17 protein-coding genes are annotated in these 15,384 nt (G+C 66.7%); 10 read left to right on the forward strand and 7 right to left on the reverse strand.

Translation table 11 applies throughout. The features are described 5' to 3' along the window. Nucleotides 1-186: 186 nt before the first annotated feature. Nucleotides 187-900 carry a Crp/Fnr family transcriptional regulator gene (locus tag ACYQOP_RS21500; protein ID WP_461223975.1) on the forward strand — a complete coding sequence of 238 codons (714 nt, stop codon included), beginning with the start codon at nucleotides 187-189 and terminating at the stop codon, nucleotides 898-900. A 1-nt stretch (nucleotide 901) separates the two neighbouring features. Further along, the gene (locus tag ACYQOP_RS21505) at nucleotides 902-1,162 is read left to right on the forward strand and encodes a DUF6894 family protein (protein ID WP_056426362.1); all 261 of its coding nucleotides are present in this window, start codon (nucleotides 902-904) and stop codon (nucleotides 1,160-1,162) included. A 49-nt stretch (nucleotides 1,163-1,211) separates the two neighbouring features. On the opposite strand, the gene ACYQOP_RS21510 is transcribed toward ACYQOP_RS21505, so the two are convergent. Together ACYQOP_RS21510 and ACYQOP_RS21515 are read right to left on the reverse strand one after the other, a co-directional pair. After that, nucleotides 1,212-2,045, reverse strand: coding sequence for a helix-turn-helix domain-containing protein (locus tag ACYQOP_RS21510; protein ID WP_461225418.1), 834 nt, complete (start codon nucleotides 2,043-2,045; stop codon nucleotides 1,212-1,214). Between the two features lie 279 nt (nucleotides 2,046-2,324). Next, nucleotides 2,325-3,221: a helix-turn-helix domain-containing protein gene (locus ACYQOP_RS21515; protein ID WP_461223977.1), complete on the reverse strand. Its 897-nt coding sequence runs from the start codon at nucleotides 3,219-3,221 to the stop codon at nucleotides 2,325-2,327. A 190-nt stretch (nucleotides 3,222-3,411) separates the two neighbouring features. Between ACYQOP_RS21515 and ACYQOP_RS21520 the strand changes: the two genes are divergently transcribed. The 4 genes from ACYQOP_RS21520 (at nucleotide 3,412) to ACYQOP_RS21535 (ending at nucleotide 6,303) form a co-directional block, all read left to right on the forward strand. After that, on the forward strand, nucleotides 3,412-4,809 hold the full coding sequence (locus tag ACYQOP_RS21520) for a sensor histidine kinase (protein WP_461223979.1): 1,398 nt from the start codon (nucleotides 3,412-3,414) through the stop codon (nucleotides 4,807-4,809). Nucleotides 4,810-4,944: 135 nt separating this feature from the next. Next, nucleotides 4,945-5,568, forward strand: a complete 624-nt coding sequence (locus ACYQOP_RS21525) for a response regulator transcription factor (RefSeq protein ID WP_207413723.1) — start codon at nucleotides 4,945-4,947, stop codon at nucleotides 5,566-5,568. 229 nt (nucleotides 5,569-5,797) lie between these two features. Then, nucleotides 5,798-6,049, forward strand: coding sequence for a hypothetical protein (locus ACYQOP_RS21530; RefSeq protein WP_461223981.1), 252 nt, complete (start codon nucleotides 5,798-5,800; stop codon nucleotides 6,047-6,049). Between the two features lie 47 nt (nucleotides 6,050-6,096). Beyond that, complete coding sequence (locus tag ACYQOP_RS21535; RefSeq protein WP_461223983.1) at nucleotides 6,097-6,303, forward strand: hypothetical protein; 207 nt, start codon at nucleotides 6,097-6,099, stop codon at nucleotides 6,301-6,303. A gap of 236 nt (nucleotides 6,304-6,539) precedes the next feature. On the opposite strand, the gene ACYQOP_RS21540 is transcribed toward ACYQOP_RS21535, so the two are convergent. Continuing rightward, nucleotides 6,540-8,198, reverse strand: a complete 1,659-nt coding sequence (locus tag ACYQOP_RS21540) for an FAD-dependent oxidoreductase (protein WP_461223985.1) — start codon at nucleotides 8,196-8,198, stop codon at nucleotides 6,540-6,542. A 551-nt stretch (nucleotides 8,199-8,749) separates the two neighbouring features. On the opposite strand from ACYQOP_RS21540, the gene ACYQOP_RS21545 reads away from it, so the two are divergent. The 4 genes from ACYQOP_RS21545 (at nucleotide 8,750) to ACYQOP_RS21560 (ending at nucleotide 12,689) form a co-directional block, all read left to right on the forward strand. Continuing rightward, nucleotides 8,750-9,550, forward strand: coding sequence for a sensor histidine kinase (locus ACYQOP_RS21545; protein ID WP_461223987.1), 801 nt, complete (start codon nucleotides 8,750-8,752; stop codon nucleotides 9,548-9,550). Continuing rightward, entirely contained in the window at nucleotides 9,532-11,487 is a 1,956-nt protein-coding gene (locus ACYQOP_RS21550) for a PAS domain-containing sensor histidine kinase (protein WP_461223989.1), read from the forward strand. Before ACYQOP_RS21545 ends, ACYQOP_RS21550 begins: the two co-directional genes overlap by 19 nt. Beyond that, nucleotides 11,484-12,155 carry a response regulator transcription factor gene (locus ACYQOP_RS21555; protein WP_207413733.1) on the forward strand — a complete coding sequence of 224 codons (672 nt, stop codon included), beginning with the start codon at nucleotides 11,484-11,486 and terminating at the stop codon, nucleotides 12,153-12,155. Before ACYQOP_RS21550 ends, ACYQOP_RS21555 begins: the two co-directional genes overlap by 4 nt. 141 nt (nucleotides 12,156-12,296) lie before the next feature. After that, nucleotides 12,297-12,689, forward strand: a complete 393-nt coding sequence (locus ACYQOP_RS21560) for a response regulator transcription factor (protein WP_461223991.1) — start codon at nucleotides 12,297-12,299, stop codon at nucleotides 12,687-12,689. 21 nt (nucleotides 12,690-12,710) lie between these two features. On the opposite strand, the gene ACYQOP_RS21565 is transcribed toward ACYQOP_RS21560, so the two are convergent. The 4 genes from ACYQOP_RS21565 to ACYQOP_RS21580 form a co-directional block, all read right to left on the reverse strand. Continuing rightward, on the reverse strand, nucleotides 12,711-13,547 hold the full coding sequence (locus ACYQOP_RS21565; protein ID WP_461223993.1) for an alpha/beta fold hydrolase: 837 nt from the start codon (nucleotides 13,545-13,547) through the stop codon (nucleotides 12,711-12,713). 124 nt (nucleotides 13,548-13,671) lie between these two features. Further along, complete coding sequence (locus tag ACYQOP_RS21570) at nucleotides 13,672-14,091, reverse strand: lysozyme inhibitor LprI family protein (RefSeq protein WP_207413736.1); 420 nt, start codon at nucleotides 14,089-14,091, stop codon at nucleotides 13,672-13,674. 144 nt (nucleotides 14,092-14,235) lie between these two features. Continuing rightward, nucleotides 14,236-14,433 (reverse strand): hypothetical protein, encoded by a 198-nt coding sequence (locus tag ACYQOP_RS21575; RefSeq protein WP_207413738.1) that lies wholly within the window; start codon nucleotides 14,431-14,433, stop codon nucleotides 14,236-14,238. A gap of 85 nt (nucleotides 14,434-14,518) precedes the next feature. Next, nucleotides 14,519-15,361 (reverse strand): hypothetical protein, encoded by an 843-nt coding sequence (locus ACYQOP_RS21580; protein ID WP_461223996.1) that lies wholly within the window; start codon nucleotides 15,359-15,361, stop codon nucleotides 14,519-14,521. Nucleotides 15,362-15,384: the final 23 nt, after the last annotated feature.

Consider the following 15,384-nt stretch of genomic DNA (forward strand, 5'->3'; position numbering starts at 1 on the left):
CGTCCGGTGCGGTATCGAACTTACGTCGGATACGCTGGTCAGCTTCGGTTAATCTATGACAGTTTGCCAAATGTTATTGAGATCATCTGTTGTCCATGCCATGACTTAGCGATCGCCTGCAACGATGTCCGAGCGTAGGCGGCTAAGAGACGCCGAGCTCTTGCTCCGACGAGGAGGCAAGGGCCCATGGCTCACATCCAGCAATCTGCCGTGCGCAATCGCCTGCTGAAGGTCATGACCGGTGAGGATTTCGCCCGGCTCCAGCCTCATCTGGAACCCGTTGACCTGCTGGTCGATCAGACGCTGATCGAAGCCAATATCCGAACCGAGTACCTGTACTTCCTGGAGAGTGGTCTCGGTTCGATTACGGCCGACGGTACCAACGGCCGGGCCGAGATCGGGATCATCGGCCGAGAGGGCGTGGTCGGTGCGTCGCATGTGCTGCTCGGCTCGGACCGTGTCCCCTACCGGCACTTCGTGCAGATGCCGGGTCACGCCTTGTCGATCCGCGCCGGGATCGTCAGCGCGGCGGTGGACGAGAGCCCCACCCTCCGCAAGCTGCTCCTCCGCTACGTTCTGACCGAGATGATCCAGGTGCGGCAGACGGCGATCGTCAACGCCAGCTTTGAGATCGAGGTGCGCCTCGCACGCTGGCTGCTCATGTGCCACGATCGTGCAGAAGGCGATGAACTGCTGCTCAAGCACGAGTTCCTGTCGATGATGCTGGGCGTGCGGCGCTCAGGCGTCACCCTGGCCATGCAGCAGCTCGAAGGGGCCGGTCGTATCCGAGCTCGGCGCGGGCGCATCACCGTGCTGGATCGGGAGCTCTTGGAGGAGATGGCCAATGGCAGCTACGGCACGCCCGAGGCCGAGTATGCCCGCCTGATCGAAGGCGCCTGACATGCCCCGGTACTTCTTCAACCTTCGCTATGGTGCGGGCCTCGGCAAGCTGGCAGTCGATCCGGAGGGAGATGAACTGGCCGATCTGGACGCCGCGCGCCAGCATGCATTGCAATGTGCTCGCGAGTTGGTCGCTGGATCTCGCTCGTTTGCCGTGCGGGATTGGTTCGCCTGCTCCTTCGAGGTCGAGGACGCGAATGCGCGCCGCGTGCTGACCGTGCCGTTCAGCGACATCGTTCCGGAGGACGATGACGAAGATTGAACGGCGCCGTCCCCAGGATGCCCTGAGGTAACCCCTTGGGCTCCGGCGGTCACGGCATCGTGGCGTGCCGCGCCTCCGGTTCCATCAGGCGACGCCAGCGTCCCGGAGTCGTGCCCTGGTTTTTTGCGAAGGCGCGCGTGAAGTGGCTCTGATCGGCGAAGCCGCAGGCCAGGGCGATGTCGGCCAGCGTCCGATCCTTCCTTCGCATCATGACCTTGGCGCGGGCGATGCGCTCCCCCGTCAACCAGCAATGGGGCGCGATGCCGGTGGATTGGCGAAAAGCGCGCGCGAAGTGGCTGACGGATAGGCCGCAGGATTCCGAGACCGCCCGGAGGTCGATGGCCTGGGCGAGATCGGCACGGATCCGGTCCTGAGCGCGACGAAGCTGCCAGGGAGCCAGGCCGCCGCGAACGGTCTCGGGCGCGGGTTTGAGCCGCGTATAGGTTCCCAGGAGATGGGCCGCCACCGCATGGGTCAACTGGCGGCGGATGGCCCCGGCCCAGCGATCGCCCCGATCCAGGGTTTCTCCGACACTGACGGCGAGATGATACAAGGCGGGGTCCGCCAGCACCATTCCGTAGACCGGTAGGAATTCCTCGACGGGATCGGCGTCGTGAATGTTCAGATCCTCGGCCACCTGCGTCAGGATCTGGCGATCGAGCCCGATCTGGAGGGTTCGCGCCGGAGCCCGCAACAGGCGGGGCTGACGCAGGTCATGAAGGATCGCCTCACCTGCGCGCAGTTCTATCTGTGGCTGACCATCCGCACGGTCCCGGAGCGCGACGTGGTTCCATGGCGTCGGTGGCTCGTCGAGCCGAATCTGGAGAACGAGCGCATCGACCCGGTCGATCCGGACCGCGCTTCCGACGCCGTCCCCGGACATCAGCACGATGGCCCCCTCGGACCAGTCGCCGAGCCGGATTCTCGATGGGCCAACCGGATCGCATGGAGTTCGCTCGAAACGAAAATGCTGCCTTGCGCGAGGGCGAGCGGATGCCGGGGCCGGGCGCGCGAGAGCTTGCTTTGCCGGTTCGTGGACAGGCGTCACGTGCATGTCTGTTTCCCCATTCACCATGGAGATCACTTAAATCGCTGAGGCCGCTCTCGTATTTCGCCGAATTGCCGTGGACTTCGCATATCCTGCTGTCCGGATTGCGAGGGGTTATGAATAATGCTGCCTATACTCGCCGGGTGTCCGACCGACAGCGCGCTTGAATGCCGTGTTGAACGAGCCCTGACTGGAAAACCCGGAGGACAGGGCGACGTCGATCAGGGATATTTTTCGCTCGATCAGTAATCGGCGTGCGCGCTTCAGTCTTTCTTCGCTGACGAAGGCATAGGGCGTTTTCCCGGTGACGCGCTTGAACATGCGGGTGAAGTGGAAGGGGCTGAGGCAAGCCACGGCGGCGATCTCGGCCACGGACAGGTCCCGTTCGAGATTGTCGCGGATGAAGGCGACGGCGCGGTTGATCCGGTCCGGGGATGCGGCGTCCGTGGTGGGGCGCGCTCGCGTTTCCGGTCGGTCGTGACCGTAGGCCTGCGCGATCCGGGCCGTCAGGGCGAGGGCGGCAGCCTCGACCATCATGCGACCCGCCGAGCTTTCCCGGATCAGTTCCTGATGGATCGAGAGGCCGATCTGGACGAGCAGCGGATCCTCGACGCCGGCGAGATAGCGCACGGCATCGGCACGGATGCGCGCGTCGCCATACAGGGCGGCGAGATGGTCGAAACGCTCCGCCGGCAGATAGATGTGGAGGATCTCGTCCAGGGGCGCCGAGATGTTGATGTCGTCCTCCCCGACCCCGATGGGACAGAGCCAGATCGTTCCGGTCTCCACCGGCGTCCGCTGCCGGATCCCGGCGCCCTTGCGGCTGACATGAGCATCGGGGCTGCGCCGGACCGCGAGCGTGATCTCCATCTGGGTCGGGACGATGGCGGGCAGGTCGCCGGCCGGATGAGACCGCAACTCCGCGGCGACGCCGTTCCATTGCCGGCCCGCCGAGGAGGCGAAGAGACCCGCTTTCGGGAACTTGTGTGCGCCGTGACGGTGAAAATCCATGCCGGCAACGTGCAAGCCGCGCTCGAACTCGGCTATTATACAGGTGTATCGGATACCAGACGAGCAGTGCCCGACATCGCGGCGAAGCCAGGCGGACGAGCGAATGCGGCAGGTCTTCTCGCGGTGGCCGAGCCGGGCGTCCGCCTCGCCCGGAGCGGATCGACCGACCTCGGGAGACCCACCCGCCTGGATGCGAGCCGGTCCGGCCCGTCGCCGGAAGCTGCACCCCGCCGGGCTCGGCTTTGCCGCCGGAGTGACGCTCCCGCCCGTCATCCTGGCGGGGCTCGCCGGTTGGGCGGCCGCGGCGGCGTCCACGATGGCGGCCCTCGTCATCGGAGCGGGCGGGGCGCTGGCGCTTGCGGCCGCAATGTTGAGCATCACGCGAATGCGAGCCGCGTCCGAACGCAGTGAGGCGCGCTTCGCTGCCATCTTCGAGCGGGCCGGGATCTCGATGTGGCGCGAGGATTGGACGGAGGCGGCCCGGGCGGTCATGGAACTGCGCCATGCGGGCGTGACCGATATCGAGTGCTATTACGCCAGCCGTCCGGACGAACTCCGCGCTTTGTGTGCCAAGGTGATCGTCACGGACGTGAACGCCTTCACCCTCGAGGAGACGGGGGCCACTGACAAGAGCGCCTATCTCGGCCCGCTCGATCGGCTGCTGCCCTCGACAGACCAGACCTTCGTCCAGTGGCTCGTCGCGTTCGGCCGCGGCGATCGGTTCTTCCGCTCGGAAGCGCATGTGGTCCGGGCCGATGGAAGCGAGGGGGACACGCTCTTCACCGCGATGCTGCCGCAGGATCTCGACGGGTTCGCCGAGATCATCGTCACCTCCCTCGATGTCACGGCGTTCAAGCAGGCGCAGGCGAACGTCGCTGTGGCCGATAGCGAGCTCGCACGATCATCGCGGATCACCACGGTGGGAGCTTTGAGCGCGTCGATCGCCCACGAGGTCAATTCCCCGCTCGCGGTGATCGTCGCCAATGCCGAAGCCGCCCTGCGCTGGTTGAAACGGCCCCAGCCGGATGTCGAGGCGGCGTCCGCAGCCCTCGACGACGTGGTCGGCGCCGCGATCCGCGCCCGAGACGTGATCTCCCGCACACGATCCTATCTCGGCAACGCGCCCCGCCTGTTCACCCCCGTCGATCCGCTACAGGCGGCGCGGGACGCCAATCTGCTGATCGAGCGCGAGATCCGTGTCCACGGCGCGACGGTCCACATTGCCGCCGACGGCGAGATCCCGCTCATCGCGGCCGATCCGATCCAGATCCAGCAGGTCTTCGTGAACCTGCTCCTCAATGCGGCGCAGGCGATGACGGACAGCGCCGGACGCCGGGATATCCTGGTCGCCATCCGCCGCGAGGCCGCCTTCGTCGCCGTTACCGTCAGCGATACGGGCCCCGGCATCGCGCAGGAGCGGCGCGCGCGGATCTTCGAGCCGTTTCATTCGACCAAAGCGAATGGCATGGGCATGGGCCTCGCGATCTGCCGCAACCTCATCGATGCCCATGGGGGCGACATCCGTGTCGATGCCGCGCCGGGTGGAGGCGCCGCGTTCCACATCACGCTCCCCATCTCCGATGCGTGATCCTTTCCCAGGCGGTGAGGTGGTCGCCCTGGGATTGCGGTGCGGCGCACGATAATTAGGGGTCGGTGCGAAGCTTGCAGTCGAGGCGCTACGCAATTCGTGTATGAGACGAGCGTATTCGCGCCCGCGAGACCAATGCCCGAAGCGACCATTCATATCGTCGACGATGACCCTGTGCTGCGTGAAGCGCTGGTCCGCCTCTGTATGTCCGATGGGCTGGCAGCAGTCGGTCACGCGGATCCGAGCGGATTGTCGGGCTCGCTCCTGCGTCAATCACCCGAATGTATCCTGCTCGACGTGCGGCTCGCCGAACAGAGCGGACTGGCCGTCCAGGAAATGCTGCGCGCGGACGGCAATACGGTGCCGATCATCTTCCTGACCGGCTATGGCACGATCCCCATGTCGGTCCGTGCCATGCGGGGCGGCGCCGTCGAGTTCCTGACCAAGCCGTTTATTGCGGACGTGCTGCTCGCCGCGATCCGCAAGGCGCTCGAGGCCGATGCCGCCGCCCTCGCCGATCGGCGCGCACAGGGCGAACTCGCAGCCAGGTTCTCCACGCTGACCCCACGGGAAAACGACGTGATGCGATGCGCCATCGGGGGGCTGATGAACAAGCAGATCGCCGCCGATCTCGGCATCACGGAGATCACCGCCAAGGTTCACAAGAGGCGGGTCATGGAGAAGATGCAGGCCCGGTCCCTCGCCGACCTCGTCCGCATGGCGGATCAACTCGGCATCGTGGCCACGCGCCAGCGTTGAGCGGCCGAAGGGTCGAGCCGCCATGGCGGTGAACACCGTTCTGCCGGAGCCGGCGCAAGCCGAAACCTTCGTATGAGACGGTTTAACCAACGCATCGATCGGATGATCTGCCGTATAATATTCAGATTGCTTGGACGGATTAAGATCTGGACATGAACTCAGGGCCGCGGCGAAGACATCGAGCGGCTCCGTTCTGACCCGAAACCAGTCTGACATCCGGAGACGTACCATGATCAAGCATCTCGCTTCCGTCGCCCTCCTGCAGCTTGGCCTGATGGCCCCTGCCCTCGCCATGCCGGATCGTCATCCGGCCCGCAGCACCGTCGAGCAGGTGGACCTGGACGGGACCGGTTCCCTGCAATCCCGTCATGAGGCGCAGGCGTCCCGGACCATCGACAGCTCGGCCAAGGGCGGCAACGCCGACGAGACGAACCACGCGGTGCCGAATTTCGGCACGACGTCCGGCGGTCCCGCCGACTGAGCTTCCATCGCCTCGCGGCAACGCGGTCATTTCCGGGGAGAGCGGCCATGAACCTTCTGATCAGACCCTGTCTCGCAGCCATCCTCGCGCTGGCATCGACCGTGCCCTTCGCGCAATCCCACACGCCTCCGGCGGGGCTCGACGCCGCCGGAGCGCGGGACCGGATCGACGCCTTGGGGAAGGCGACGGCGCCGGTGGCCGTCGAGGCCGATCGCCAGCAGGTCGGCCGTAAGACGGATCTGCAGGCGAAATGAGATCCGAGGCCAAGTGAGATCCGAGGCCAAGTGAAATTCAGGGCGGAGGACCGAATGGCCAGCAAGTGGTCCATTCGGTCCTCCGCTCCGTTTTCCCTGACGGCGGCCATGCATCCGGCGTCCAGAGTGGGAAACGTTCTGTCCGAACGCGCTGAAGCCGGCCCAAATCCAGCCAAAGCCTGTCGGCCATAGCCCTCCCCCGCCGGTCTCGGGCTTGGCGTTTCGCCTCTGTGCCTTCAGGGCTCCGGGTGCAGGAAACCGTGGACCGCCTGGACCACCACCGATCCCTCGCCCACCCCGGATGCGACGCGCTTCACCGAGCCCGCGCGAACGTCGCCGACGGCGTAAAGACCCGGGACCGTTGTGGCATAGGGAGACGCGGCCGGCATCCCGTCGCTCCGCAGGCCGGTCGGAACGAATCCCTTTGGATCGAGACCGAGGCAGTCCGAGAGCCATCCGGTATTCGGCAAGGCACCGATCATGACGAAGACGTTGCCGATGGCCTTCGTTTCACTGATCCCGCTCGACCGGTCGGTCCATGTCACCGATGTCAGGGTGTCTTCACCGAGAAGCGCGGTGATCTCGGTCTGCGTATGCAGGGTAATGCGCGGCGACGACGCGATCCGCTGCACGAGATAATCGGACATCGTCGCGGCGAGACCGGTGGCCCGCACGAGAAGGTGGACATGCGCCACCGTGCGGGACAGGAACATTGCGGCCTGACCGGCCGAATTACCGCCACCCACGACGATCACCGCTTCGCCGGTGCAGAGTTGCGCTTCCATGGCTGTGGCGGCGTAATGGATGCCCTGCCCTTCGAAATGCGCGTAGCGCGGCAGATCCAGGCGGCGATAGCGGGCGCCGGTGGCGGCGATGACGGCGCGCGCCGGGACGGCGGTGCCATCTTCGAGGATCACCCGGAAGGGTGACCCGCCGCAATCGAGCCCCGTCGCCATGCGGGAGATCGCGAGACGCGCCCCGAACTTCTGCGCCTGGACCTGTGCGCGGCCGGCGAGCGCCTGACCGGAGATCCCGGTTGGAAAGCCGAGATAGTTCTCGATCTTCGAGGAGGTGCCGGCCTGACCGCCGGGTGCCAGCCCTTCGATGACGATGGTGTCGAGCCCTTCCGAGGCGGCATAGACCGCAGCGGCGAGGCCCGCCGGTCCGGCGCCGATCACCGCGACATCGTAGATGCGGCCGGGGTCGATCGCTTCCGTCAGCCCCAGCGCGTCCGCCAGTGCCGCGTTCGTAGGATTGCGCATCACCGCAGCGCCCGGAGCGATCACCACCGGCAGGTCGGCCTCGGTCAGGCCGAATCCGTCCAGGGCATGGCGGGAGGCCGGGTCGCCCGCTGTGTCGAGGATGCGGTGCGGGTAGGCGTTCCGGACGAGGAAGCGCTCCAGGCGAAGGGTCTCACGCTGGTGACCGGGACCGATCAGCACGACGCCTCCCCGCCCATGGCGGATCAGGCCGACCCGGCGCAGGATGAAGGCCCGCATGATGATCTCGCCGATATCCGGCTCGGCGGTGACCAAGCGGCGAAAGGCGGCGCGATCGATCCGCACCACGCGCGTCTCCACCACGGTGCGCCCCGAGACCAGGATCTCCCGGTCGTTGAACAGGTCGAGTTCGCCCGTGAACTGTCCCTCGGTGTGCACCACGAAGACCCGGGCGGTTCCGTCATGGTCGGTCTCGAACATCTCGATCCGGCCGGCGAGGACGAGGAAGAAATCCACCCGCCGCTGCCCTCTGGTGAAGATGAGGCTACCCTCCGGCAGTATCTCCTCCGTGCCGTAGCCGGCCACCCGGCGCTCCATTTCATCGCTGAGGCGGGGAAAGGTTTGCGCCGTGCGCTCGTCGCCGTCGGTGTCCGCCGCGAGGGGGGTGTCGGTCATCTCGGATCACTCCGTGCCGTCGAATCCGGAGGGGCCATTCCTGCCCCGGATAGTGTCTCGTCCTGTCGTCACTGCCGTAGCTGCAGGACGGCATGCCACCTGGCTTGTCCGATCGCGCGATGTTTTGGACGGGCCGGTGCCAATTCCCGGCGACCGCCCACTCGCCGACGATCGGGAATGGTGCCTGGCCGAACGACCGGGATCAGCACGAGGCCTCATTGATTCGTGTCCGGCGATCCATGGTGAGCGCGGTTGGAGAGGTGTTCTCGAGGTGAACGCGGATCGTTCAAAACACGGACCATACGTGCAAGACGAGCGGGGCGACTTATGGCGACTTGGATGCCGGACGGATGCGCAGCCGTCCGGCGGCGCGCGGCATCAGGGACGGGCATGCGCCCGGCCACGCTCCATCATGGCCCGTATGAGCGCCGCGCGGTGACCCCTGTAGTAAACGACAGTATAGTTCACAGGCATCCGGTCACGCTTCATGGTTCGCTCGAACGGCCGAGGCTTCATCCGCCGTCCAGGCCACCGGGAATGGGGAGATGACGATGCTTCAGGCCGTTCATGCGCAGAGCCCGGCGGGACGGGCGGAGGCAGGTATGAGCGCCGAGACGGCCTGTGCCGCCATGTCCCGTCTCCTCGCCGTGGCTGGGCACGACCTGAAGCAGCCGCTCCAGGTCGCCGTCATGGCCATCGAGCGCGCGCTGCAGCGCAGCTCCGACCCGGAGGTCGCCGCTCGCCTCGGCATAGCAACGGGCGCGCTTCACCGGCTGGGACACGAGCTCGACGACCTCGCGCGCTCATCGCAACTCCGCAACGGGCCGGCGATCCGACGCGGAGCCGTATGCCTGCGCCACATGTTCGAGGAACTGCAGGCGGAGTGGGGCGGTCATGCTCGTGCCAGCGGGATCACGCTTCGCTTCCGGCCATCGACGAGGATGGTCGACACCGATCCGACGATGCTCATGGCGATCCTGCGCAACCTCATCGGCAATGCCATCAAGTATTCCCGCTGCGACGGGACCGTTCTGATCGGATGCCGCAGGCGTGGGCAGCATCTGGCGATCGCGGTGTACGACCAGGGCGAGGGGATTCCGTCGTCCCGGTGCGGAACGATCTTCGACGCCTTCGACCGTGGCGGGCGCGAGCATACCCAGCCGGGTCTCGGCCTCGGCCTGGCGATCGTGCGCCAGACGGCACTGGCCTTGGATCACAGGATCACGGTTCGGTCCGTGGAGGGTACGGGATCGCTGTTCTCCGTGACGGTGCCGTTAGCCGGGCGACCGGACGACAGGGTGGGTCGGGGCGCCGTCGATGCCGCGGAGGGGCGATGGACGCGCCTGTCGTAGCGGCCCCCTCGCCTTTCCGCCCCGCCGCCCCGCCGGAGGGCCGGCGACCGGGCGGAATCCTGGGCATCGTCGCCCTCGGCCTCGCCCTGGTCATCTTCCTCGTCGACGCGTTCACGCCGCTCGAAGGCGCGGTGGCCGTGCTTTACGTGGTCGTCGTGCTCATCGCCGCGCGAGCATTCCAGCGGAACGGGGTGATCCTGACGGCGTCCGGGTGTCTCATCCTAACGGCCGTCGCCTATTTCCTATCGCATCGCCTGTTCGACAGTGACTCGGCGCTGCTGCGCGCCCTGGTCAGCCTCGCGGCCATCGCGATCAGCGCGCTCCTGGTGCTTCGCAATCAATCCGCGGCCCGCATCCTCGCGGAGCAGGCCGAACTGCTCGAACTCACCCACGATCCGATCTTCGTGCGTACGCCCACCGACACGGTGACGTTCTGGAATCGCGCCGCGGAAGACCTCTATGGCTGGCGCCGGGACGAGGTTCGGGGGCGCAACGTGCACGTCCTCCTGCGTACGGCCTTTCCGGATGGGGAGGCGGCGATCCGGGACGCGCTGATGCGGAACGGGCGGTGGGAGGGTGAGCTCGTCCAGACGGTGCGGTCGGGCGCCAGGGTCGTCGTCGAGAGCCGCTGGTCGCTCCAGCGCAATGCGGATGGTCAGCCGCTCGCTGTCCTGGAGACCAATACCGACATCACGGAGCGCAAGCGCGCCCACGCCGCCCTGGCGGAAAGCGAGCGGCGCTACCGTACCATCTTCGACACGGCCCGCGTGGCGATCCTGCAGCAGGATTGGCGCCAGGTGAAGGCGGTCATCGACGCGGTCCCGCGCGATTCGGGGATGTCCCTCGGCACCTATCTCGACGATCATCCGGAGGTCGTCCGCGACCTGCGCCGCAGCGTCACCATCGTCGACGCCAATGCCGAATTGCGGCGCTTGATCGGAGCCGATACGGGGGCCGCAGCGCCGCAATCCCTCGACGCCTTCCTGTTCGAGGACGAGCCGACCTTCGTCGAGTCGTTGCTGGCGCTGGCGCGGGGCGAAACCTTCTTCGAGGGGGAGACCGTGATCCGCTCGCTTTCGGGGGAGCGGGTGCCGATTCTCTTCGGCATCACCTTTCCGTCCCATGCGGATGGGTTCGAGTGCGTGCTGGTCTTCGCCCTCGACATCGCCGAGCGCAAGCAGGCGCAGGAAGCGCTGTTGGCGCTTCAGTCCGAGCTCGCCCATACGGCGCGCGTGACGACGCTGGGCGAACTCACCGCCTCCATCGCCCATGAGGTCAATCAGCCCCTCGCGGCCATCGTGACCAATGGCGAGGCGGCGTTGCGCTGGCTGAAGCGGAGCCCGCCGGATCTCGGCGAAGTCTCGGCCGCGGTGACGCGGGTCGTGGCGAGCGGCACCCGCGCCGGCGAGATCGTCTCGCGGATCCGCACTTTCCTCGCCAAGGCGCCGCCCCCGCGCGACTGGCTCGATCTACGCGAGATGATCGGAGAAGCCGTACTTCTCGTCGAACGCGAGATGGTACGCCATGACGTGCGATTGGTGCGTGACGTGGCGGCCGACGTGACGCCGGTCCATGGCGACCGGGTTCAGCTGCAGCAGGTGCTCATCAACCTGATGGTGAATGCCATCCAGGCCATGGCGACGGTCATCGGGCGGCCCCGTCTCCTGATCATCCGCGTCGCCCCGGACGGGACCGAGCATGTCCGCGTCACCGTCGCCGATAGCGGCGGGGGAATCGCGGCGGAGGCCGTCGAACGGATCTTCCAGCCGTTCTTCACCACCAAGGCGGACGGGATGGGCATGGGACTGGCGATCTGCCGCTCGATCGTCGAAGCGCATGGCGGTCGCCTCTGGATCGGTGGCCATGACGATCGCGACGATGGTCCGGGCGCCGCCTTCCACTTCACCATACCGATGACGGCCGAGAGGGGATCATGATCCGAGGTAATGCGGCAGGGCCGGCACGCGCATCGATCGCGAGGCAGACCGTGTTCGTCGTCGATGACGACCCGGATATCCGGGATGCCCTATCGGGTCTTCTCCGCTCCATCGATCTTACCTGCGCTGCCTTCGCGTCGGTGGCGGAGTTCCTCGCCGCGCCGCGTCCCCTGGGCGCCGGATGCCTCGTGGTCGATGTCCGCCTGCCGGGCGTGAGCGGCCTCGAGTTCCAGACTCAACTCGGCGCCCTGGGGATCGACCTGCCGATGATCCTGATGACCGGGCACGGCGATATTCCGATGACGGTGAAAGCCATGAAGGCCGGAGCGGTCGATTTCCTCGCCAAGCCGTTCCGCGAGCAAGATCTTCTCGACGCGATCGGCACGGCGTTGGCGCGCGACGCGGTCCAGCGCAGCGCGCATGCGGCCCTCGACGATCTGAGGGCCGATTACGAGACCCTCACTGCGCGGGAGCGGGAGGTGATGGCGCAGGTCACCGCCGGCCTGATGAACAAGCAGGTCGCCGGCAATCTCGGCCTCAGCGAGATCACGGTGAAGATCCACCGGGGCCACGTCATGCGCAAGATGAAGGCGCGCTCCCTGGCCGATCTGGTTCGGAGTGCCGAGTCCCTCGGGATCTCCCATGCCGGCGGTGCGCCGACGCGGTGACCGATCTGCCGGCCTTTGCCGAAAGGTGGGGCCCGGCAAACCTCCGTATGATTCCAACCCAAGGCGCGAGGGGCCATATCTCGGCCTGGGCCAACCCTCCCCGATCACGGGGACCGGGCGGTGAACCCTTAGGTCAGTGGAATGCCAACTCCGCCTGTGATCGCGATCGTCGACGACGACGAGGACGTACGCGTGGCGACCGGAAGCCTCGTGCGCTCCCTCGGCTACACCGCCCGCATCTACGCCTCGGCCTGCGACTTCCTGGCTACCTGCTCGGCGGACGCGCCCGACTGCATCATCACCGACGTGCAGATGCCCGGCATGACCGGCGTTGAGATGCAGAAGGGTCTGCGCGCCCTGGGATCGCGGGTGCCGGTGATCTTCGTGACGGCGTTCCCGACCGAGGCCCTGCGCGAAACCCTCCTGGCGGCGGGCGCCAGTGACTTCCTGGGCAAGCCCTGCGACGGCGCCACGATCATCCGCTCGCTGGAGCAGGCGCTGACGGGGCGGTCGACGAGGGACGCGACGGCGTGACCGCCGTCGCGAAAACCCGGATCAGCCCTTCACGAAGGCGAGGAGGTCGGGGTTGATGACGTCGTGGTGGGTGGTGAGCATTCCGTGCGGAAAGCCGGGATAGGTCTTGAGCGTGCCATTGGTCAGGAGTTCGACCGATTTCAGCGCAGAATCGGCGATGGGAACGATCTGGTCGTCGTCCCCATGCAGGACCAGCGTCGGCACGGTGATGGCTTTCAGATCGTCCGTCTGATCGGTCTCGGAGAACGCCGCGATGCCGTCGTAATGGGCCTTCGTGCTGCCCATCATGCCCTGGCGCCACCAATTCTGGATCACGCCCTGTTGCACTGTCGCGCCGTCGCGGTTGAACCCGTAGAAGGGCCCACTCGCCACGTCGAGGAAGAACTGCGCGCGGTTCGCGGCGGTGGCCGCGCGGAACCCGTCGAACACCTCGATCGGCAGGCCTTCGGGATTGGCTTCCGTCTTGACCATCAGCGGCGGCACCGCGGAGACCAGCACGGCTTTCGCCACGCGTCCGGCCGGCTCTCCGTGCCTCGCTACATAGCGGGCGGCCTCGCCGCCGCCGGTGGAATGACCGATATGCACGGCGTTCCGCAGGTCCAGCGCTTCCGTCACCGCGAAGGCGTCGGCGGCGTAGTGATCCATGTCATGGCCGCTATCGACCTGGGCCGAGCGGCCATGACCGCGCCGGTCATGCGCCACGACGCGGTAGCCGTGCTGCAGGAAGAACAGGATCTGCGCGTCCCAATCGTCTGAGGAGAGCGGCCAGCCATGGTGAAACATGATCGGCTGGGCGCTCTTGGAACCCCAATCCTTGTAGAAGATCTCGACGCCGTCCTTGGTCGTGACGAAGGGCATGGAAGGCTATCCTGTTCGGGAGGGAGATGGTCCGAGCTATGGAAGCAAGGCGCCGAGTCGGATTGACGATTCGCGTCACCGCTTGGACGAATGCGCCATTGCCGATGCCTTCGGTCGGACGGCCCTACTCGGCGAGCAGGCTTTCCAGGAAGAACACCCGCCGCGCCGTCTCATCGAGATTGCAGCTCGAGGCGGCGATCAAGTCCATGGTTCCGCCTCCTCCGAAGATCATCGTCAGCTTGCAGGAGGCGGTCCTGTAGGCCAGCCAACCCCGCTGAGAATCGCGGAGCGCGGTCTTCTCCTCGTCCGTCGATTTGCGCATGAGCGTCTGGTAGGCGGCGTTCAGCTTCTTGTCCTGCAGCGACAGTTCAGCGGACGCACAATCCAGCATCTCGGCTGTGACGCCACCGGATTTGTCCATGCATTTATCGTAGTCCGGGGAATATGTCTGCGTATTCATGCCGGCGGCGTAGGACGGCTCGACGACGATGCTGCCGAGCAGGCTGACCATCACGGCGACGGGAAAGGCGAATGTGCGATTCATCGGGACCTTCGGTTCTCCAGACAAGAACAGCCATGATTTGACCGGTGTGAAGCCGGCTCTGAGGGGCCGTCGGAGCCGGACGGCATGGTGCCCGGTTCTAAGCAATGATCCCGCTCCGCAAAGGCGCTGCCGGTCATCCCCCCGTCAGCGCATCAGCCACGACACCAGCCAGATGCCGCCTGCAAGGACGGCCCCGAAGATCAGTGTCTGGACGAGGATGTAGACCAGCAGGATTCGTCGCGGAAAATGCGCACGCGTGGCGGCATTCAGCATCTGCCGCACGCGTGCGCCATAGAGGATCGCGCCGAGGGCGACGATCGCCCCGATGAGAAGCTGCGTCATCGCCTCATTGCACCGCTCCGCAGGTCATCGTCGGCGGTGCCGCGGCAGCGCCCCTTCGGACCACCGGATTCCGACACGGGACACCTCATAGCTGTGGCATGGGAGCCGGACGGGGCCGGGGCGCGGGCGCCATTTCTCGCGGGGCGGGTGGAGACGCTGGGGCTTCGATCCGAGCGGGCGGCGGGGCTTCGACGCGGGCGGGAGGTGCGGAGGCGGTAGCGCCCGGTGCATTGGCCGCCTTCGCAGGGGGAGATTCCGGCGCCTGCCGGGTAGCGGGCGTCGCCTCTCGGACCGTATCGCGCAGGAAGTCGCCGGTGCTGGCGGCCCGCGCCGCCGGTGCCGTCGCGGTGGTCCCGGCGGCCTGGCCCGCGCCGTTGCCGCGCGGGGCCGGCGCCTGCGAGACTGCAGGAGCCTGGCGGCGTTCGCCCTCCGGCACCGTGATCCGGAAGGTGTAGGGCACCGTCGTCCCGTCGCCGAAGGTCACGGCGACGGACAGGGTATCGAGACCGGAAAAATCGGGCCGTGCGGTGTAGAAGATCGACATCGAATCCTTCTTCACGTCCTCGCAGCCATCCACCTGCGGAATTGTGGCGCCTCGCTCGTCGATCTTGCTGCCGAGTACTCTCAGCTCCCGCCGGGTTTCGACGCGCCCGCCGCGCGGCGGTGAGACGAGGCTGATCAAGGCCGCCTTGGAACGGCACCCTTGCTGGGGAAAATAATGGGTGAAGCCCTGGAGGAAGATCCGCTGGCCCGGGCGGGCGGTCTTGTTCTCCGTCTCCGCGAGCGCCGGCAGCACGAGGCCATGCCCGAGGAGGCCGGCGAGCGCCAAGGATCGAAGGGCCAAGGATCGCAGGGCCAAGGATCGGAGGGCCGAGCATTGCAGCGGCGCGGTGGACCGGAGGGCCGCGTTCGGGAGGCGGTGTGTCATGGGCTTCTCCTCGGCTTCGGGAT

The organism is Methylobacterium sp. CM6247, from assembly GCF_054817925.1.